This is a genomic window from Pseudomonas sp. GW821-FHT09C10, from assembly GCF_059418085.1.
In genome coordinates this window covers 115,735-136,060 of the sequence record NZ_JBWKPE010000013.1, presented here as the reverse complement: position 1 = coordinate 136,060, position 20,326 = coordinate 115,735, and the positions used below count along the sequence as shown (strand labels likewise).

Here is a 20,326-nt window from a genome sequence, read left to right as displayed (position 1 = left end):
ATGGACACCCCTACTGCACCTGATACACCACCGATGTCCCATCCACCACCGCTGTCACACTCCTTGCCGCAAACCCCTCTCTGGACCCCGTGGAAAAATTCGCCACCAACCGCGTGCCATCGGCAAACGTGGTTTCCTGCACCTGCCGATCCGCCGTCAGCCAGCGAAACCCGGTCATCGCCTGGGTGGCCAGGCGCTCATGCAGCGGTCGGAAAAATCGATCCTGGCGCTGGATCAGCGGCAGCCGCGCCTTGAGCGTCGCAGCACTCAGGTGATACAGCGGCGGCACGTTGTAGAGCAGTTGGGTCAGCTCATTTTCAGCCCGCACAGTGCTCAGCTTGAGGCTGTCGAACAGCCAGTGATGGGTGGTGATCACCGAGCCATGGAACACCGCCTGATACAGCGGCAGGCGCAGCGTCGGGTCGAAGTAGAGGGTGCGAAACGGCTCGTTCAGCGGCACCGACTTGAAGAACACTGCCGGTTGCTCCGGCGGGTACCAGTTGCCCACGTAGTAGGGCGACTGTTTGTCCTGGGTCATGTCGCGATCCCCCCAGCCCAGCACCGGGGTTTGCATGCCATGGGCGAACAGGATGCCCCGGGCGGTAATGGCGTTGCCGTCTTCGGAGCCGGTCGGCAATTGCAGCGTGGTGTTCAGCCAGCGGGACGCATCGATATTGCCTTCGGCGTTTTGCGCCTGGGTCATCGGTGCGTTGGTGCGGTAGCTGTCGAACAGCATGCTGGTGGCGTACGCATCGAGAAACCAGGCGTTGAAGCCGGCCTTGGCCTGCACGGCTTTCACCCGCGCCTCCAGCAGAGGCCGCACGCAGCGCGGGTCGGTGTAGTGGCCGGACTGCTGGAAGCCGGTCTTGAGCGTGCCGTCCTTCAATACGATGGCGCAGTCGCGGTAAGCCTGGCTACCCAGGTGGGCGGTGGTCCAGTCGGGGTTCTCGGTGGCGGACAACGCGGTTTGGTAGGAGTCGTAGGGCGCCATCAGGTAGCCGGCGTCGACACCAACGCGGATGGTCTCGGGGTGCCAGAGGCCGCCTTCCCAGCCTTCGCCCAGGGTCAGCATCAAGCGTGGCAGCTCGGCGTCGCGCAGCGTCTGTACCACCTGGCTGCCCCAGGTGCCGGGGCTATCGCGCAGGGCACCGGCAAAGTCCACGGCCAATTCGCGACGCAACTCGCCGTAGCGCGCGGCAAGACGGGTCATATCGGGCTCGTCCACCTGCCAACTCTGCCGGGCCTTCCTGTTGATCGCGGCGTTGAGGCCGCGCAACAGCACGCTTTGTTCGTAGCGATTCAAGGCGCGGGGCTGCGCCAGCACCGCTGCGGAGTCCTTGTCCAACAGGCCTTTGAGTTCATGAGCGCGCAAGCGCTGGAGCAACAGCGGCCAATCACGCACATCCTCCGGTGCCAGCAGGTCATTGCCCCACAGGTAGACATGGCTGGCGCCCAGCAGCTTTTCAGCCCCAGGGGTTTGCCGCAGCTTGTCTGCCAGGGGCTCATAGCGACCCTGCGCGACCAACCATCGGCGATAGCGCTTGGCCCCGGCCAGCGGATCGCTTTCGCCCAGGTGCAACAGCAGGGTCATGGGGGCGGCAGGCCCGAGCGAAGTGAACTCATGGGCCAGCGACAACGCCTGGCCCCGCCAGCGCAGGCGGTTGTTATAGGGATTGGTCAGCAGCCAGTTGAGGGTGAAGGCGCCGTGATCGACGCCCCACAGCGGCAGGCTGAGGTCCTGGGTGGTGTTGATGTCACCCTGCGCCACCAGGAAAGCGTTCCACATGGCATTGCCGGCCGGCACGTAATGCCCTTCGGCCAACGGCCATATCAACCCTCGGCCCATGGCGCTCGGCGGTTGCAGAAGAATCGGCAGCTCACCGGCTTCCCGCGCCGTGATCGACAGCATCAGGTCGCGCTGCTCAAGGCTGGCAGTCACGCGATAGGCACCGTCGTCCCATTGCCAACTGACCTGTTGCGCGCTTTGTGCAAGTTGGCTGACGGCACGCGCCGCTACGCCGTTGGAGGCCTGCACCTGGGGCTGGCCGCCGGGTGTCACACGGATGGCGAGGGTGGCCGGGTCGAGTTCGACTCGCCACAACGGGTTTTCCAATACGGTGCCGGCAAAGGCCAGGGGCGACAGGAACAAGCAGCAGATCAGCAAGGTATGACGCAGACGGTTCATGGCAGGCGATCGTTGAGAGGTGGAGACCGGAGGGTAAAGCACTCAACGGTTGGCTAAGGCAACAGGCGTCACTTCCGGAAATTTCCCACGTCTCACATGCCCAGCTGAGATCAATTGTGGGAGGGGCGGTGCGACGATTCGACTTGCTCCCGATGGCGGTGGGTCAGACAAATATTTTTTGCTGACCCACCGCCATCGGGAGCAAGCCCCCTCCCACATTTTTAACCGTGTTGTTCCTGTTGTTCCTGCTTTGGCTCGCGGATCTTGTACCAGGCCACATACAGCGCCGGCAGGAACAACAGCGTCAGCAAGGTGGCGATGATGATCCCGCCGATCATCGCGTAGGCCATCGGCCCCCAGAACACTTCGCGGGCAATCGGGATCATGCCCAGGCTCGCCGCAGCCGCCGTGAGCAGGATCGGCCGGCGCCGATGCTCGGTGGCTTCCACCACCGCGTCCCACGGCGTGTAGCCGGCCACTTCATATTCGTGGATCTGCGTCACCAGGATCACCGAGTTGCGGATGATGATGCCGATCAGCGCCAGGATGCCGAGGATCGCCACAAAGCCCATGGGCGTGCCCGTGGGGATCAACGCCAGCACCACGCCGATCAGCCCCAGCGGCGCGACACTGGCCACCAGGAACATCTTCTGCACGCTGTGCAGCTGGATCATCAGGAACGTCGCCATCAGGAACAGCATCAACGGCACCACGCTGGCAATCGGGCCCTGGGCCTTGCCGCTTTCTTCCACGGTACCGCCGGTGGCGACCTTGTAGCCCACCGGCAGGCCGGCGCTGAATTGGTCGATCTCCGGCTTGAGCTGCTTGACCAGGTCGGTCGGCTGCATTTCATCGCGCACCGACGCTTTAATCGTGATGGTCGGCTTGCGGTCGCGGCGCCACACCAGCGGCTGCTCCAGCTCATATCGCACAGTGGCGAAGGCCAGCAGCGGAATCGAGGTGCCGTTGGGCGTGACGATCTGCAGGTTCTGCAAGGTTTCCGGCGTGCCACGTTCGGCGTCTTCGGCACGGCCGACCACGCTGATCAGGTAGATATCGTCGTGCACCTGGGTCACCGAGGCGCCGCTGACCACGCTGTTCATCAGTTGCGCCACGTCTTCGGAGGACAGCCCAAGCTGGCGCGCCTTGTCCTGGGCAATGTCGATGCGCAGCACTTTGCCCGGCTCGTTCCAGTCGTAGATGATCTCGCCCAGGTGGGTGTTTTTATCCAACAGGGTCGCCAGTTCGATGGCGTGTTTACGCACCTGGTCGGTGTCTTTGCCGGACACGCGATACTGGATCGGACGGCCCACCGGCGGGCCCATTTCCAGCGGCTGCACGAAACTGCCGATGCCCACGAAGTCGTCGCGCAGGCGCTTTTGCAGGCGCGCAATCAAGGCTCCGCGCTCTTCCAGGCCTTTGCTGACGATCACCAGTTGCGCGTAGTAGGGGTTTTCCAGTTGCTGGTCGAGGGGCAGGTAGAAACGGATCGCGCCCTGGCCGATATACGTGCTCCAGCGTGCAATGTCCGGGTCGTCCTTGATGATCGCCTCGAGGCGGTCGACGGCCTTGCGCGTCTCGTTGATCGAGGCGTTTTGCGGCAGGTTGAGGTCGACGAGGATTTCCGGGCGGTCCGACGACGGGAAGAACTGGTTCTGCACAAACTGCATGGAGAACACCGACGCCACGAACAGGCCCACGGTGATGCCGATGGCCCACCAACGGTTGCGCATGGCCCAGAGCATGCCGCCATTGAACGCGCGGCCGATGCGCCCCGGCTCGGCGCTATGGGGTTTCACCTTGGCGCTGAGGATATGCACGCCAATCACCGGCGCAAACAGCACCGCCACCACCCACGACACCAGCATCGCCACGGCAATCACCGCGAACAGGGTAAAGGTGTACTCGCCCGCCGAACTGGCGTTGAGGCCAATCGGCACGAAGCCGGCGACGGTCACCAACGTACCGGTGAGCATCGGGAATGCCGTGGAGGTGTAGGCGTAGGTCGCCGCCTGCTCCTTGGTTTCGCCTTTTTCCAGGCGCGTGATCATCATCTCCACGGTGATCATCGCATCGTCCACCAGCAGGCCGAGGGCGATGATCAACGCACCCAGCGACACACGCTGCATGGTGATACCGCTGTATTCCATGAACACGAATACCAGCGCCAGCACCAGTGGAATCGAGCACGCCACCACCAGCCCGGCGCGCATGCCCAGGCTGATAAAGCTCACCACCAGCACGATGATCACCGCTTCGAACAGCGCGCTGGTAAAGCCGCCGACGGCCTCTTCCACCACTTCGGCCTGGTCGGAGACCTTATGCACACCGACGCCCACCGGCAGGTCGGCGGTCAGTTCGTCCATGCGCGTGTGCAGCGCCTTGCCAAACGACTGGATATTGCCGCCCTTCTGCATGGCGATGGCCAGGCCAATCGCCGGCTTGCCGTTGAAGCGGAACATCGGCCGCGCCGGGTCGACGTAGCCACGGCTGATCTCGGCGATATCCGCCAGGCGATAGAAGCGGTCATTGAGGCGCAGGTTGACGTTGGCCAGGTCTTTCTCCGAGGCGAACTGCCCCGAGGTACGCACCGAGATGCGCTCCGGCCCGGCCTCGATCACCCCGGCGGGGGTCACCGCGTTCTGCGATTGCAGGCTTTGCACCACCTGGCGCTGATCGATGCCTAGGGCCGCCAGTTTGCGCGTGGAGAAGTTCAGGTAAATCACTTCGTCCTGCTGGCCGATCATCTCGACCTTACCCAGCCCCGGCACCGAACGGATTTCGGCGCGCACCTGCTCCACGTAGTCGCGCAGCTGGCGCATCGACAGGCCGTCGCCGGTAAAGGCGTACACCGAGCCGAACACATCGCCGAATTCGTCGTTGAACGACGGCCCCTGCAAGCCCTGGGGGAAGGTGCCGCGAATGTCGTCGATCTTCTTGCGGACCTGGTACCAGATCTCCGGAATCGCCTTGGCGCTGGTGGTGTCCTTGAGGAACACGAACACCGTGGATTCACCCGGTCGCGTGTAGCTTTTCACATAGTCGAGGGAGTCGAGTTCCTCGAGCTTTTTCTCGATGCGGTCGGTGACCTGCTTGAGGGTTTCTTCCTGGGTCGCGCCCGGCCAGCGGGTCTGGATCACCATGGTCTTGATGGTGAACGAGGGGTCTTCCTCGCGGCCCAGGTTCATGTAGGAGAACACGCCCATCAGCAGCGCGACGAACATCAGGTACCAGACGAAGGACTGATGCTTGAGGGCCCAGTCGGATAAGTTGAAGCTGCCTTTCATCGCGGGCTGTCCTCGTCGATTTTGACTTTCTGCCCGGGCTTCAGGCTGTTCACGCCGGCGGTAACGATACGCTCGCCGGGTTTGACGCCGCCGTTGAGCAAGGCGCTGTCAGCATCACGACTCAGCACCGTGATGTCGCGCGGTTGCACGGTCTGGCTTTGGGTGTCGAGGATCCAGATGCGGGTCTTGCCGTCGACTTCCTGCAAGGCGCTCAGGGGCAACTCGATGCGTGGGGCGATGGCCGAACTCAAGGTCACGCTGATCGCCGTACCAAGGCGGAATGCGGGCGGCGTTTCGGCCAGGGTCAGGCGCGCGCGACGGGTGCGCGTGGCGCTTTGGGCCTGGGGTTCGATCTCGCGCACGGTGGCGGTGGTGTTGACGCTGGGGTCGAGTTGCCCGGCGACGAGGAACACCACGTCCGGCGGCAGGCGCTCTGCAAGACCGGCGGGCAGGTCGATCACCGCCTCCTTGATGTCCGGGCGCGCCAGGGTCACCACTTGCTGACCGGCGCTGACCACTTGGCCGGCCTCGGCATTCCAGGCGGTGACGATGCCGGCGTGGTCGGTGCGCAGCTCGGCGTAGTTGAGCTGGTCCCTGGCCTGGTTGACCGAAGCCTGGGCCTGGTCGAGGGAGGCCTGGGTGGTTTTCAGGTCGGTCTGGGCCACGTCCAGTTGGGCCTGGGCGCCAACGCCACGGTTGAACAGCTCCTGCTGGCGACGGGCATTGGCCTGGGCGTTGATGAACTGGGCCTGCACCCGTGCCAAATCGCCTTGGGCGGCGCGCAACTGGTTCTGTTGGTCGGTAGGGTCGAGCACCGCGAGCAAGGCACCCTTGTCCACTTCGGCGCCCACATCCACGGCACGCCGGGCGATGCGACCGGGGACGCGAAAGCCCAGATTGCTTTCATAGCGCGCCTGGATGGTACCGGCGAAACGGCCGAGGGTTTCCTGGTCCTCGGACTTCACCTCCATGGACAGCACCGGGCGCACGGGCTCGGGCGCCGGTTCTTCCTTGGAGCAGGCCATCAGCAACAGGCTGGCGGCGAGTACAACCGTCAGGCGCTTCATGGCTGGGCTCCTGGCTGGGCAATCTCGACCAGCATGCCGGGGTGCAGCAATTGCCCACCGGCCACCACGACTTTTTCGCCACCCTTGAGGCCGTCGCCAATAATCACTTTGCCGGTGAGGTAACGCGCCACCGTGACCTTGTGCAGTTGCGCCTTGCCCTCGCCGTCCACCAGCCATACGGCGGGCTCGCTGAGGTCTTTGGTCAACGCCGACCAGGGCAGCTCGATACTCGCTTTGGCCGGGCCATTGGCGGTGGCACTGACCACCGAACCAAGCCGCATGCCTTCGGGTAACGATTGCAGGGCGATCTTCACTTGCACCGTGCCGGTATTGGCGGCCACGGCAGGTGTGACTTCACGCACTTTACCCACGGCCTTGATGCTGGGGTTATCCAGCAGGCTGACGGTGATCGGCGCATCGGGCGGCGGCTCAACCAGCAGTGACTCATAGACGTTGAACACCGCGTCGCGCTCGCCATCGCTGGCCAAGCTGAAAATCGGCACGGTGGCCTGCACCACCTGACCGACTTCGGCCTGGCGCGCGGTGATCACCCCCGGCGCATCCGCGATCAGCGCGGTATAGCCGAGTTGTTCACGGGCGTTGGCCAGCTGCGCCTGCGCGGCGGCCAGGGCACTTTGGCTGCTGCGCAGCGCGGCCTGGGCGGAATCGTATTCGCTGCGGCTGGTGTAGCCCTTGGGCAGGAGCTTTTCCTGGCGCACAAACGCAGCGGCGGTTTGCTTGACCCGCGCCTGCTCGGCCACGACCTGGGCCTGGGCGGAATCGACGTTGGTCTGCAAATCTTTGGGATCGAGCCTGGCCAGCACTTGCCTGGCGGTCACGCGGTCACCCACATCCACCATGCGCTGGATGATCTTGCCGCCGACGCGGAAGGACAAATCGGTTTGCACGCGGGCCTGGATATCTCCGGTCAGCGTGACGGCCGCGGCGAAATCGGCGGGTTGTACGGTTTGAACAAAGACCCGCGAATGGGCCTTGGGCTCAGCTTTTTCCTGGCCACACGCGCTCAGCAACACCACTAAACCCAGACCGACGATACAGATGGAAATACGACCGCCCATGCAGACTCCTTGTGCGCGATGCGATGTGCCAGTGTGTATGCGACTGTGAGCTTAGTTCAGGGTTCCTTATCTGCATGGGGAAGGCGTATTGAGGTGAGTTCATCGGCCTCATCGGGGGCAAGTCCTCTCGCACATGTGACGTGTGAATACATTCAAATGTGGGAGGGAGCTTGCTCCCGATAGCGGCATAACAGTCAGCGCAGAACTAGCCCTGCCACTTCCCGCCTTCAACGATCACGCTCTCAGGCTTGGTGTCATCGCTCAGCTCCTTGCGCACATATTGGTCGTAGAGCTTGAGCAGGAATTTCTCCTCACCCAGCTTCGCCAACTCGGCATTCACCCAGTCGCGCAGTTCGATATTGCCCTTCTTCACCGCCGGGGCGATCGGCGCTTCGTCACCGAGTTTCTCTTCCAGCACGCGGTAGCCCGGGTTCTGCTTGGCCCAGCTGAACAGCACCAGGTTGTCTTGCGCGTAGGCATCACCACGCCCGGCCGACAGCGCTTGCAGCGATTCGGAGTTTTTCTCGAACTTGAGCAGTTTCCAGTCCGGGTGGTTCTTGGTCAGCCAGATATCGGCAGTGGTGCCGGTGGTGACGATGGTGGTGCGGGTGGCCAGGTCATTCAGGCTTTTCACCGCGCTGTCCTGGGGCACCAACGCCTGCACCGCGACTTTCAGGTTGGGGTTGGTGAAGTCCACCGCTTCCTTGCGCTCGGGCGTCACGGTCATGTTGGCGAGGATCAGGTCGACCTTGTCGCTTTGCAGGAACGGAATACGGCTGGCCGGCTCGACGGCGACGAATTCGACTTTGTTCTCATCGCCCAACAGGTCCTTGGCGAATTGGCGGCCGATGTCGGTATCGAAGCCGACATAGCGGCCCGCTTCGTTGACGAAACCAAACGGTGGCTTGTCGGTGAATACGCCGACGATCAGCTTGTCGCGCGCCTTGATCTTGTCGAGGTAGCTCACGGCGGCAGCAGGTTTAGCAGGCTCTTCGGCCTTTTTATCGCAGCCGGCCAGTAAGGCGACGGCCAACAGTGGTAGCAGTAACTTTTTCATAGCAGCTCCAGTTCCTTGGTTTTCTTGGGCAGTGTTGAGACAAAGGAGAACTTCTCCAGGAACTGCTGCGCGCGTGCGGTTTGCGGGTTCGTAAAGAATTCTTCGGGGGTGTTGTGTTCGAGGATGCGCCCGGCCTCCATAAACACCACGCGGTCGGCGACGGCGCGGGCGAAGGCCATTTCGTGGGTGACGATCAGCAGGGTCATGCCATCGCGGGCCAGGCCCTGGATCACCTCCAGCACTTCCTTGACCATCTCCGGGTCGAGGGCGGCGGTGACCTCATCGAACAGCATGACCTGGGGGTTCATGCACAGCGAGCGGACGATGGCGATGCGTTGCTGCTGGCCGCCGGAGAGCTGGCGCGGGAAGGCGTCGCGCTTGTCCGCCAGGCCGACGCGCGCCAGCAGTTGCTCGGCCTGCGCGCGGGCTTCGCGCGGCTCGCGCTTTTGCACTTTCAGCGGGCCGAGCAGGATGTTGTCGAGCACACTCATATGCGGGAACAGGTGGTAGCTCTGGAACACCATGCCCACGTCCTGGCGCACCTGGCGCCAGTCGGTGGTTTTATCCAACAACTCCTTGCCGGCAAACCGCAGGCTGCCGCTATGGGCCACTTCCAGGCCGTTGAGGCAGCGCAGCAAGGTGCTTTTGCCGCAGCCGCTGGGGCCGAGGATCACCACCACTTCGCCGCTTTGCACACTCAGGTCGATGCCCTTGAGCACCTGCTGGTCGCCGAAGAATTTGTTGAAACCCTGGAACTCGATCAATGCGCTCATGCTTGGGCCCAGCGCCGTTCCAGCACCTTGGAGGCGGCCGACAACGGGTAGCAGATAAAGAAGAAAAACAGGAACAGCGCGCCGTAGATCAACACCGACTCATAGGTGCGCTCGATGATTTGCTGGCCGACCTTGATCACGTCCACCACACCGATCAGCACCGCCAGGGAACTGGTCTTGATGATGCGCGTGTAGACGTTGATGGTCGGCGGGGTCATGCGCTTGAGGGCCTGGGGCAGCAACACGTAGCCGTACAACTGCGGGTCGGACAAGCCAATCGACAGGCCGGCTTCGCGCTGGCCGCGGGGCAGCGAATGCAACGCGCCGCGTACCACTTCGCCCACTTCGCTGGCGCCCCACAGCGACAACACCAGCACCGCGCACCAGAAGCTGGGGATGCTCAGGCCAAAGAAAATCGGCAGGCCAAAGAACAGCAGGTACAACCACACCAGCACCGGAATCGCCCGGAACAGCTCCAGGTAAACCCGCAGCACCGCGTTGACCAGCCTGTTGTTCAAGGTGCGCAGCACGCCATACAACACGCCGCCGACCGTACTGAAGGCGATGCTCAACAACGAAATCGACAGGGTTTGCGCAGCGCCCTTGCCCAGTTGCGGCAACGACACCCACAACAACTCAAGACCCGAACTGGCCATGCTGGAGCCTCCTTTCCAGGCGGCTGAGCAGCAGCGACAGCGGCAAGAACAGCAGCACGCAAATCAGCGTCAGCACGGCGAGCATTTCGTAGGTCTTGTAGTAGAGGGCGATGTAGCTCTTGGTGGTGTAGAGAATCTCCGGCACCGCCACGGCAGAGACCACGGTGGTTTCCTTGAGCAGGAAGATGAAATTGGCGAACAACGCCGGCAGGCTGAGGATGCCGGCCTGGGGCAGGATCACATGGCGCAGCAGTTGCCAGTCCGACAGGCCGATGGACTTGCCCGACTCGATCTGCGCCAGGGGCACCGCTTCCACACCGGCGCGCAGCACTTCGGTGAGGTAGGCACCGCCGAGGAACGTCATGGTGATGATCGCCGCCCAGAACCCGGAGATATTCAAACCCAGCGCCGGCAAGGCGAAGTACACGAAGAACAGCTGGATCAGCAGCGGTGTATTGCGCGCCAGTTCCACATAGAGCGCCACCAGGCGCGACAGGTACGGCGTACGAAACACCAGCAGTGCGGCGTTGATCAGCGCCACCAGCAACGAGGTGGCAATGGCGATCAGGCCCACTTGCAGCGTGACGCCCACGGCGTTCAAAAACGCCGGCAGGGTGCTGAGGATAAAAGCGAAATCGAAGGTCATTGTGAGTCCATGACGCCGCAGGGGTAATGCGGCGAGCGCCGTCCGATCCGGCGTGGGTAACGCCGGGTAGCGCGAACTTTAAAGGTATAAAAAGTAAAATTTAAATACCGAAATAGCATATTGATATCACCCAAAAAGATAACCTCGGGATTCGCGGGGTTGGCGGGTGGCAGCTATGGTTGAGGGGTCTGTGTTTCGAGGGAATGAACAATGAACAAAGCGAAACCGATTGATCCGCAGGAGCTGGTGAAATGGTTGGTGGCGTTGCGCAGGGCGATCAATAGCCGCGCGCTCTGAAACGCTGAAGATCCACTGTGAGATGAAGATCAAATGTGGGAGGGGGCTTGCCCCCTCCCACATTTTTATTGCCTTCCAAATTCCAGGCATAAAAAACGCCGACGCTGTAGTAGCCGCCGGCGTTGAAACCTTGAAGGGGGTTTTGGCTTACATCAGAACGCGGGCACGACTGCGCCGTTGTACTTCTTCTCGATGAAGGCTTTGACTTCCGGGCTGGTCAGGGCCTTGGACAGTTTCTGGATAGCGTCGCTGTCCTTGTTGTCCGGGCGCGCCACCAGGAAGTTCACGTACGGCGACTTGGCATCTTCGATGATCAGCGCGTCCTTGGCTGGGTTCAAGCCAGCTTCCAGGGCGTAGTTGGTGTTGATCAAGTCCAGGTCAACCTGGTCCAGCACCCGTGGCAGCAGGGCCGATTCCAGCTCTTTGAACTTCAGGTTCTTCGGGTTGCTGGCGATGTCTTTCGGCGTGGCCAGGGCGTTGGTCGGGTCTTTCAGGGTGATCACACCGGCTTTCTGCAGCAGCAACAGGGCGCGGCCGCTGTTGGAGCCTTCGTTCGGGATGGCCACGGTGGCGCCATCCTTGAGCTCGGAAATGTTCTTGATCTTTTTCGAATAACCGCCGAAGGGTTCAACGTGCACGCCAACCACGGTGACCAGGTTGGTGCCCTTGCCCTTGTTGAAGTTTTCCAGGTACGGCAGGGTCTGGAAGTAGTTGGCGTCCAGGCGCTTCTCGGCAACCTGTACGTTTGGCTGTACGTAGTCGGTGAAGACTTTGATTTCCAGGTCCACGCCTTCTTTGGCGAGGGTTGGCTTGACCAGTTCGAGGATCTCGGCGTGCGGGATCGGGGTGGCGGCCACCACCAGTTTCTCGTTGGCCTGGGCGAAGCTTGCAGTCAGGGCAGCCGCCAGTGCGGTAAACAACAGAACCTTTTTCATGCAGTGTCCTTATCGGAAATCCGGGGCGTCTCTGACGACCGTTTTTTTGGTGGTGTGCCAGCGAAGTGCTATCGCGGCGTGGAATGGACAATACCTAGATTTTTTATTCCCGAACAATATCTTTTATTCACGTTGATATTCCATTTTGCTCATGTAGCGGCTTGTTCCTGTAAAAAGCTGCGCAAGGTTTCCCGCTCAGCCAGGCTGGCATTGGCGAAGATGCGCTGCACTTGCTCCAAGGGCGACCCCGCCACCGGCAGGTTCAGGTGTTCGGGCAGAATTTCGTCGCCGCTGCTCACCAGCAAGGCGAAGTGGATGACGTTCTCCAGCTCGCGGGTATTACCCGGCCAGCTGTGGTGTTCGAGGACGCGCTGGGCCGCATCGCTGATCAGCGGCACCGGCAGGTCCAGGCGCTGGCTGTAGATGCCGAGGAAGTATTCGGCCAACGACAGGATGTCCCCCACCCGCTCACGCAATGCCGGCAGATCCAACTGGCCTTCGCTCAGGTAATGGAACAGCCGCTCATGAAACTTGCCGGCGGCCACGGCCTGGGCCAGGTCGATGCTGGTGGCGGCTACCAGGCGCACGTCCACCGGACTCGGCTGGTGGGCGCCCACGCGGGTGACTTCATGGTTTTCCAGGGCCGCCAGCAGTTTCACCTGGATCGGCAGCGGCAAGTCGCCGATCTCATCCAGATACAACGTGCCGCCATTGGCCGAGCCAAACCACCCGGCCCGGCTGCTGGCCGCGCCGCTGTGGGCGCCGGCGGCATAGCCAAACAACTCGGCGTCGGCGTAGGTTGGGCTGATGGCGCCGCAATTGACCGAGACAAACAAACCGGAGCGGTCGCTGCCCCGGTGAATATGCCGCGCCAGCAATTCTTTACCGCTGCCGGTCTCGCCTCGAATCAATACGGGCAAGGCGCGCGGGGCAAGATTTTCAAGGTCTTCGCGCAGCTTGCGCGAGCGCGGGTCGACAAACACCAGCGCCTTGGCGCGGATGCTCAGCGGGCTTTTTTCGGCGTCGGGGAAGGTCAGCAGTGGCTGACCGAAGGTTTCATGCAAACTCATGGCAGGCTCCCGCCCCAAATCCACTCAGGGACGGGGCGTTGAAAAAATATCAGGCGGTGCGCCGGGCGTGATGCTCCAGGCGGCTTTGCAGGCGATACAGGTAGGCGAACCCCTGCTCCCAGCGCTGGTGACCGGACTTCACATTGATATGCCCGGCCCCCGACAGGATGCCGGCTTCGGCCCCCCAATTACGCGCCAGCTCCAGGGCCCGGGGGGCGCTGACGGCGCTGTCGTTATCGGAACTGACCACCTGGCTGGGAAACGGCAGCAGGTCGGTCGGGATCGGCGCAAAGTTGCGCAGGGCAGGCGAGCACGCCGGACGTTCGACGTCCGCCGGAGCCACCAGCAAGGCACCGCGCACCTGCCGCAGGAACTGCACCGGGGCAGTGGCCGCCCAATGGGCCACGGTGATGCAGCCCAGGCTATGGGCGATCAGGATCACCGGCGTGCTGTCGGCGGCGATCGCCTCGGCCAGCGCGGCGACCCAATCTTCACGGCGCGGTGTGAGCCAATCGGCCTGCTCCACGCGTGCGCTGTTGGGCAGGCTGTTCTGCCAGTGACTTTGCCAATGATCTTCTGGCGATCCTTGCCAGCCCGGCACGATCAGATAACGAATCAACTCGCTGTGCATGGGTGTGCCCTCCTGCAGCGTTTAACGTTGTAGGACAGTATAGGGACGAGGGTTATATTCGTTAAGGAATAAGAAGCTATTTATTAATAACCAAAAACTCAAACCCACATGAGATCAAAATGTGGGAGGGGCTTGCCCCCGATGGCGATGGGTCAGCCACCTATTTTTAGCTGACGGACCGCTATCGGGGGCAAGCCCCCTCCCACATTGACTCGATTTCACATTCAATTTGCAGTGGTTTTAGATGACGTGATTGGTACGAGGCATGCAGTCGATGGTGCGATCCACCACGGTCTTGGCCATTTCCAGCAAATGCCACACCGCATGGACTTTCGCGCGGTCGTGCGGCTGCAGGTGCTCACAACAGTCCCATACGGTGGCCGATGCGCTGTGGATCAGGTGAGCGATATAAAGTTGAGCGTCTTCGAAACTGAGGTTTTCGTTGGCGACAAGGCAGTCAACGGGTGGGTCGGGAAGTGCTTTGGTCATGGTGTAACTCCTATTGAACACGGGAGCGACCACTAACGCTGCTAAACGATAGGTGGCAGCTGTACGCGGGTTAGCAGACTGGCCAATAGGAACACCAGCGCACCCGAGGGTGCCCCACGCACAGCCACCATAAACGCGGATGTGAACCGTGTGCCTATTGAACTCAGGCTGCTAAACCCGATCGCTGAAAACCAGCGACGGGCCGAAGACTAGCCATCCATTCCAACAGTCACAAGGCGGCGGGGATTGTCTCGGAAACGTCCTGCAATTTAAAGGGACACGGCTTGCTGGCCCTTTACAAATCACGACGAAATGCCAGCATCGATCACCTGATGAACTTTCTTGTAGGAAATATCTTCCATGACGGTTTTTTATGGCTCCGCTGACGACTTTTCGCTTTTCCGGAGAGTGGTGAGGTTAGTTAAATATTGACTCCAACCACCCCCGTAAAGAATCGCAATGAATATAAATGTAAGTACTTTCCACCACGAAATCTCTAGAGTCAGGCTTTCTAAAACCGCATTCAACGAACTACTGAGCGCAAAAGCCAGCTCCGAACCGGATGATCAAACTAATCGATTCGATGCAAAGCCTGCTTACATCGCCCCCCATCACTCGCAGACCCTCAGCGCAGAACTGCGCAATATACGAAAAATCGTTGATCACGAAAAACACGTCCTTATCCTAGATGGATTTAAAGTCGATGATCTTGCAGGTTTCAAATCTTTGATATGGACGTTCGGCTCTTTGCTGGGAGCGCCAATGGTGCAGAACCATCTTGGCCATAGGGTTATTGAGGTGTAGGTACTTCCGCGTCTATATCGAATCGGCCCACATCAAAGCGGGAGCGCCATTAACCCTGGCGCAAATACATGCATTGGATTTTCTATATACAGTCCTTGATCAATCTTCAGTTCAACATCGAGTGCTGCTTGAACCAGGGCAGGTTCTTATTTCAGCTGACAACAAGTTTCTCCATACCCGAACGCATTTCATCGATAAGAGCGCTCCGCGCTTAGAGTTAGAGATTGATGACGCAGTCTCTTTGAAAGATCTCAATCGATACATGTTACGAATGTGGTTGCGCAAACGATGATCCCTCGCTGGCCATAAGGCACAACTTCATATTCCCATCACAAGCCGAGCCCCATGGACAACTCCAACATCGCAATCACCCTTGTTTTGATCTCCGCCTTCATGCACGCCACCTGGAACGCGGTCGTCCGGGCGGGGAGCAGTCGCTTCATGACCTTGGCCATGGTCGATGGTACGGCGTTGCTGATCTGCCTGGCGGCGCTGCCGCTGGTGAATACGCCAAGCCTGCAGGTGTGGGGCTACGTGCTGGTTTCCGTGGTGCTCAACACGGCCTATCGATTGTTTCTGATCAAAGCGTATGAAACCGGCGACTTTGGGCAGGTCTACCCGGTCATGCGCGGGGTGCCACCGGTTTTAGTCGCGCTGTTTTCCTATTTCCTGCTGCACGAGCAGCTATCGTTTCATGCCATGGCGGGGGTGTTGCTGATTTGCGTAGGCATTATCAGCCTGACATTCGTGCGCAGGATGTCCGCGCGTATGTTCAAACCAATTCTGATGGCGGTGTGCGCAGGTGCTTTCATCGCGTCCTACACAGTGGTGGATGCCAAAGGTGTCAGAGCCAGTGAGACGGTGCTGCAATACATCATCTATCTGACGGTATTCCAGAGCATTCCGATTCCGGCGCTGGCGTTTTTCAAGAAACGTCTGGAATTCGCAGAGGCCATTCGCAACCATTGGAAAGTCGGCGTAATGGGCGGCGTTTTTTACCTCGCTTCCTACGGCCTGGTGCTGTTCGCGCTGTCGCTGGATGCGGTGGCCAAGGTCTCAGCGTTGCGGGAAACCAGTGTTATTATCGGCGCCATTATTGCCGCGCTGTTTTTTCACGAGCGGTTCGGCTGGCGGCGGATGCTTTCGGCGTTCGTCATTGTTTGCGGGATCATCCTGATCAAAGTGAGCACCTGATGGGCCAACGTCCGCCACCTACACCCATGCTGCAAGCCTTTGTCAGTGCTGCACGAACAGGCAGTTTCGCCCGCGCAGCATCAGAGTTGAGCCTCACCGCCAGTGCCATCAGTCATCAGATCGCAGGTCTGGAAGAGTGGTGGGGCGTTCAGTTGTTCGAGCGCCATTCGCGGGGCGTCAACCTCACAACCGCCGGGCAGGCTTTGTTGCCGGTGACCGATGATTTTTTCAAAACCCTTGAGACGGTGTTGCACTCGCTGAATCCGCGCAAATCTCAGCCCCTTTATCTTTCGTGCACTTCGTCCCTGTGTTCGACCTGGCTAATCCCCAGAATGCATGGTTCCCACACCGACACTTCATTCAATCTCGACCTGGTATTGACCAGTGCGGATATGAATAGCGCCAATCTCGGTGCCCATCAATTCGATGTTGCGATTGTGATGGGGTACGGCGACTACCCGGATCATCATGCCGAGCTTCTGATGCGCGATGCCGTGTTCCCGGTTTGCTCACCGGAGTTTCAACGCATGAATGGCGATATTTCGCTGACGGATATCGCGCGGTATCCACTCATTCACCGTGTGGACGATCAAGTGTGTCCAGGGTGGGAGAGCTGGTTTGCGTTCCAGGGCCTGGCAGCTGCGCCTTATCACCATGGGCCGCGCTTTCCGGACTCAAGCCTGGCAATCAGTCTGGCGGTGAAGGGTGGCGGGATTGCGCTGGCCAGGACAGCGTTGGTGTATGACCAGTTGGAAGAGGGTGCATTAGTCACACTAGGCGGCCCGCTGATGATGTCGCCGGCGGCGTACTACGTTATTTGTAGGAATGGGCGGCAGTCGGAACCTGATATCGCTCGGTTGATTGACTGGCTTAAAGAGAGCGCTAGAAAGTTTCAGCAAGAAGTTGAAATCCGGTATCCGCAAATCGCTGGGGTTGGCGCACTTTGATCGAGTGATGTTACTGAAACGAATGCAAAAAAAAGGCCGCACCCTGCCAAGGAAACGGCCAAAAAATTGTCGAGGCTTTTGCAACTAACGTGCGGTAATCACCGACAGCTTGGTAATCCCCGCGCGCTCGATAGACGCCATGGCTCGCGCCACTTCGCCGTAGTTCACACCATCGTCAGCCTGCAGTTGCACCCGCACATCGGGGTCCTTGGCCTTGGCCGCCTGCAGGTTGAATTCCAGCAGGTCCGGCTGGATTTCGTCCTTGTTGATAAACAGTTTGCCGGCGCCATCAATGCTCACCACCAGCGGGTCCTTCTGCTCCACCGGGGCTACGGCCTCGGTCTTGGGCAGGTTGATCGGGATCGCGTTGGTCAACAGCGGCGCGGTGACGATAAACACCACCAGCAGCACCAGCATCACGTCCACCAGCGGCGTGACGTTGATCTCGCTCAGTACCTCATCACTGTCTTGCGTGGAGAAGGCCATATCAGGATGCCTCCTTCACTTTTTGCGGGTTGCCCGGCGCATGTTTAGTCAGGGCAGGATGCAGCAGCACACGGAAGGCGTTTTTCTGCGCCAGGCTGTAGAAGTCGTGGGCAAAGTCATCCAGGTCCGCCGCCGTGAGCTTCAGGCGACGCAGGAAGTAGTTGTAGACCAGCACCGCCGGCACCGCGACGGCGATCCCCACGCCAGTGGCAACCAGGGCGGCACCGATGGGGCCGGCCACGGTTTCAAGGCTGGCGGAGCCGGCGGCGCTGATGCCCTTGAGCGCTTCCATGATCCCCCACACGGTGCCGAACAGGCCGATAAACGGCGAGGTGCTACCGATACTGGCGACCACGGCCAGGCCGGTTTCCAGGGAGCGGCGCTCACGTACGATCTGCTGGCGCAGGGCACGCTCGAGGCGGTCCTGGTGGTTGATCGCCTGGCTCAGGTCGGCCGCATGCGGCGCTTCCCCGATCTGGATCGCGGCGTAACCGGCCTGGGCCACACGCGCAGCGGCGCCGGGCTGGGTTTCGGCCAGCTCGGCGGCCGAGTCGAGGCTCGACGCCGCCCAGAACTGTTTGTGGAACTTGCGATCCTGCGCTTTAAGGCGACCGAACTGCACGCCCTTGAGCAGGGCCAGGCCCCAGGTGGCGACCGAAAAGACTACCAGCAGCCAGATCACCGCGCTTTCGATGGATTCAAGTGGAGATGCTAATGCCATGATGTTTTCCCTCTGTACAAGTCGCGGTGTGTGCTGCACACCGCAGCGCAATAGTTAGTGAATCTTGAAGTCGATCGGTACGCTGACCCAGCCGTCCTGGGCCACATCGCCCTGCTTGGCCGGCACGAAGCTCCACCGCTTCACGGCGGTCAGTGCGGCGTCGTCGAGTTGCTGGCGACCGCTGCTTTTCTGGATCTGGATCTCCCCCGGCTTACCGCTGGCCAATACATGCACCCGCAACAACACCGTGCCTTCCCAACCGCGACGCTGCGCCAGTGACGGGTACTCCGGCGCCGGGTTCTTGAGGTACGCGGCGTTGGCCGAAGCCGGTGTCACCGGGGCTGGCGCGGGCGGAGCGGGCGCGGGTGCCGGTGGCGCGGGTTGCGGTGGCGTGGGCGCCTGCTCGACCGGTTTCGGTGCGGGCTTGGGCTCAGGCTTTGGCACCGGCTTCGGCTTGGGTTTTGGAATCGGCTTGGGCGGCGCCGGCTTGGCGGCCAGCTCATCCACCACCGGCGGCGGTGGCTCGACAACAGGCGGTGGCGGTGGTGGCGGCACAGGCGGTGGCGGTTCCACCACGGGCGGTGCCGGCTGGGAAAATTCGATGGTCATCGGCGGAATTTCCGGCGGCACAATCGGCAGCACCGGCGTGGGTTTCTGGCTGACCCAATAAATCACTGCACCGTGCAGGGCCAGTACCAACAAACCGAGCAGGATCCCTTCGCGGCGGCTGGAGAAGCGCTTCGGGGTTTGCTGCGTCCGCAATTGCCCCAACGGCGCGCGGTGCGGCCGGCCAAGGTCGACCAACTCACCACTCGGTGCCTGGCGCCATTGCGCCTCGGGTGCACTGGCGGCGGTCTGGACATTGCCCATTGATTCACTCCCTACGGTTTCGAAACCAAAAAACCGACGGGCCTGCGTGGAAGGCCGTCGAGGGCTGAATCATCGGGGCCAGACGCTTATCTCTTAAAGTAATCTTTTAAGTTATAGATAGATCAAATCTGAATAAACGAATGTTCTGAAAACACCAAAGCCCCGGCCGGCGTGGCCTGGCGCCGAGGTGGTTTTTTTTGATGCTTTTCAGGCATACAAAATATTCAGTTAAGGCATGGCTCAACGGGGCTGTTTGCACACAAATCGAACAGTTCAGCCTGCAAGCACTGCCCCGCAGCACTGAGGCCATGACGGGCATACAACGCCAGGCGCACGCCTTGCACCACGGGCAAAGCGCTGTCCGGTCCCAGTTCCACATGCCCTGGCTGCACGACCCGTCGCGGCAACAGACTCACCCCCAACCCCGCCGCCACCGCCGAACACACGCTGGCCAGGCTGGCGCTGGAATAACCGATACGCCAGCGCCAGCCGCCCACTTCCAGGTGGTGCAGCATTTCATTTCGGTACAGGCCGCCCACCGGGAATGCCACCAACGGCAGAGGGTCGCGCCCCAGGCACGGGGTGCTGCGGCTGTCGACCCAACACAGCGGCTCGGGCCACGAGGCCAGGCAGTCATCGCTGCTGCCCATCTGCTTGACCAGCAACACGTCGAATTCACCACTGCGGTACTGACGCTGCAACTCGGGGCCCAGGCCGCTGGTGACCTCCAGGCGCACCCGTGGATAGGCCAGCACAAATGCCGACAGCAACGGCATCAGGCGCTCGGCGGCAAAGTCTTCCGGCACCCCCAGGCGCAGTACGCCGTCGCTCTGTTGGTTGATCAACACATCGGTGGCTTCTTCATGCAGCGCGAGGATGCGTCGCGCATAGGCCAGCAAGCGTTCGCCCTCGGCGGTGGCGACCACGCGGCGCTGGTCGCGGTCCAGCAACTGGCACGCCACCGCCTCTTCCAGGCGGCGGATCTGCTGGCTCACGGTGGACTGGGTCACGTGCAGGCGCTCGGCGGCGCGGGTGAAGTTGCCGCAGTCCACCACGGCGACAAAGCTGCGCAACAACACGGGATCGAACATCAGCATCACCATTCTCTTTGCCACTGGTTGGCATGGTTATA

General features: G+C 61.0%; 19 protein-coding genes. 3 read left to right on the top strand and 16 right to left on the bottom strand.

Annotated elements, in window-relative coordinates:
• Positions 1 to 10: 10 nt before the first annotated feature.
• From AC07OT_RS23165 to AC07OT_RS23110, 12 genes are all read right to left on the bottom strand, one after another.
• The gene (locus tag AC07OT_RS23165; RefSeq protein ID WP_495109128.1) at positions 11 to 2,185 is read right to left on the bottom strand and encodes a glycoside hydrolase; all 2,175 of its coding nucleotides are present in this window, start codon (positions 2,183 to 2,185) and stop codon (positions 11 to 13) included.
• 221 nt (positions 2,186 to 2,406) lie between these two features.
• Complete coding sequence (locus AC07OT_RS23160; RefSeq protein ID WP_495109127.1) at positions 2,407 to 5,472, bottom strand: efflux RND transporter permease subunit; 3,066 nt, start codon at positions 5,470 to 5,472, stop codon at positions 2,407 to 2,409.
• Entirely contained in the window at positions 5,469 to 6,539 is a 1,071-nt protein-coding gene (locus tag AC07OT_RS23155) for an efflux RND transporter periplasmic adaptor subunit (RefSeq protein ID WP_495109126.1), read from the bottom strand. The genes AC07OT_RS23160 and AC07OT_RS23155 overlap by 4 nt, the downstream gene beginning before the upstream one ends.
• Complete coding sequence (locus tag AC07OT_RS23150) at positions 6,536 to 7,618, bottom strand: efflux RND transporter periplasmic adaptor subunit (RefSeq protein ID WP_141156464.1); 1,083 nt, start codon at positions 7,616 to 7,618, stop codon at positions 6,536 to 6,538. Before AC07OT_RS23150 ends, AC07OT_RS23155 begins: the two co-directional genes overlap by 4 nt.
• Before the next feature lie 205 nt (positions 7,619 to 7,823).
• A complete protein-coding gene (locus AC07OT_RS23145; RefSeq protein ID WP_115487849.1) occupies positions 7,824 to 8,675 on the bottom strand; it encodes a transporter substrate-binding domain-containing protein in 852 nt (283 codons plus the stop codon).
• Positions 8,672 to 9,448, bottom strand: coding sequence for an amino acid ABC transporter ATP-binding protein (locus AC07OT_RS23140; RefSeq protein WP_092489313.1), 777 nt, complete (start codon positions 9,446 to 9,448; stop codon positions 8,672 to 8,674). The genes AC07OT_RS23145 and AC07OT_RS23140 overlap by 4 nt, the downstream gene beginning before the upstream one ends.
• Positions 9,445 to 10,104, bottom strand: coding sequence for an amino acid ABC transporter permease (locus AC07OT_RS23135; RefSeq protein ID WP_027607849.1), 660 nt, complete (start codon positions 10,102 to 10,104; stop codon positions 9,445 to 9,447). The genes AC07OT_RS23140 and AC07OT_RS23135 overlap by 4 nt, the downstream gene beginning before the upstream one ends.
• Positions 10,085 to 10,750, bottom strand: a complete 666-nt coding sequence (locus AC07OT_RS23130; protein WP_065941074.1) for an amino acid ABC transporter permease — start codon at positions 10,748 to 10,750, stop codon at positions 10,085 to 10,087. The genes AC07OT_RS23135 and AC07OT_RS23130 overlap by 20 nt, the downstream gene beginning before the upstream one ends.
• A 449-nt stretch (positions 10,751 to 11,199) precedes the next feature.
• Positions 11,200 to 11,982, bottom strand: a complete 783-nt coding sequence (locus tag AC07OT_RS23125) for a MetQ/NlpA family ABC transporter substrate-binding protein (RefSeq protein WP_027607851.1) — start codon at positions 11,980 to 11,982, stop codon at positions 11,200 to 11,202.
• A 149-nt stretch (positions 11,983 to 12,131) separates the two neighbouring features.
• Positions 12,132 to 13,052: a sigma 54-interacting transcriptional regulator gene (locus AC07OT_RS23120; protein WP_065925842.1), complete on the bottom strand. Its 921-nt coding sequence runs from the start codon at positions 13,050 to 13,052 to the stop codon at positions 12,132 to 12,134.
• Positions 13,053 to 13,101: 49 nt separating this feature from the next.
• Complete coding sequence (locus AC07OT_RS23115; protein ID WP_024072766.1) at positions 13,102 to 13,683, bottom strand: alpha/beta hydrolase; 582 nt, start codon at positions 13,681 to 13,683, stop codon at positions 13,102 to 13,104.
• A 240-nt stretch (positions 13,684 to 13,923) separates the two neighbouring features.
• Positions 13,924 to 14,172 (bottom strand): hypothetical protein, encoded by a 249-nt coding sequence (locus AC07OT_RS23110; RefSeq protein WP_090401127.1) that lies wholly within the window; start codon positions 14,170 to 14,172, stop codon positions 13,924 to 13,926.
• 459 nt (positions 14,173 to 14,631) lie between these two features.
• On the opposite strand from AC07OT_RS23110, the gene AC07OT_RS23105 reads away from it, so the two are divergent.
• The 3 genes from AC07OT_RS23105 (at position 14,632) to AC07OT_RS23095 (ending at position 17,117) form a co-directional block, all read left to right on the top strand.
• Positions 14,632 to 14,976, top strand: coding sequence for a hypothetical protein (locus AC07OT_RS23105; RefSeq protein ID WP_495109125.1), 345 nt, complete (start codon positions 14,632 to 14,634; stop codon positions 14,974 to 14,976).
• Positions 14,977 to 15,321: 345 nt separating this feature from the next.
• Entirely contained in the window at positions 15,322 to 16,170 is an 849-nt protein-coding gene (locus AC07OT_RS23100; protein ID WP_065941070.1) for an EamA family transporter, read from the top strand.
• Positions 16,170 to 17,117 (top strand): LysR substrate-binding domain-containing protein, encoded by a 948-nt coding sequence (locus AC07OT_RS23095; RefSeq protein WP_092489314.1) that lies wholly within the window; start codon positions 16,170 to 16,172, stop codon positions 17,115 to 17,117. The genes AC07OT_RS23100 and AC07OT_RS23095 overlap by 1 nt, the downstream gene beginning before the upstream one ends.
• A gap of 84 nt (positions 17,118 to 17,201) precedes the next feature.
• On the opposite strand, the gene AC07OT_RS23090 is transcribed toward AC07OT_RS23095, so the two are convergent.
• The 4 genes from AC07OT_RS23090 to AC07OT_RS23075 all read right to left on the bottom strand — a co-directional run bounded on the left by AC07OT_RS23090 (position 17,202) and on the right by AC07OT_RS23075 (position 20,285).
• Positions 17,202 to 17,603 carry an ExbD/TolR family protein gene (locus AC07OT_RS23090; RefSeq protein ID WP_010565408.1) on the bottom strand — a complete coding sequence of 134 codons (402 nt, stop codon included), beginning with the start codon at positions 17,601 to 17,603 and terminating at the stop codon, positions 17,202 to 17,204.
• Between the two features lies 1 nt (position 17,604).
• The gene (locus tag AC07OT_RS23085; RefSeq protein WP_495109124.1) at positions 17,605 to 18,324 is read right to left on the bottom strand and encodes a MotA/TolQ/ExbB proton channel family protein; all 720 of its coding nucleotides are present in this window, start codon (positions 18,322 to 18,324) and stop codon (positions 17,605 to 17,607) included.
• A gap of 54 nt (positions 18,325 to 18,378) precedes the next feature.
• The gene (locus tag AC07OT_RS23080) at positions 18,379 to 19,194 is read right to left on the bottom strand and encodes an energy transducer TonB (protein WP_495109123.1); all 816 of its coding nucleotides are present in this window, start codon (positions 19,192 to 19,194) and stop codon (positions 18,379 to 18,381) included.
• A 224-nt stretch (positions 19,195 to 19,418) separates the two neighbouring features.
• Positions 19,419 to 20,285: a LysR family transcriptional regulator gene (locus AC07OT_RS23075; RefSeq protein ID WP_495109165.1), complete on the bottom strand. Its 867-nt coding sequence runs from the start codon at positions 20,283 to 20,285 to the stop codon at positions 19,419 to 19,421.
• Between the last annotated feature and the right edge of the window lie 41 nt (positions 20,286 to 20,326).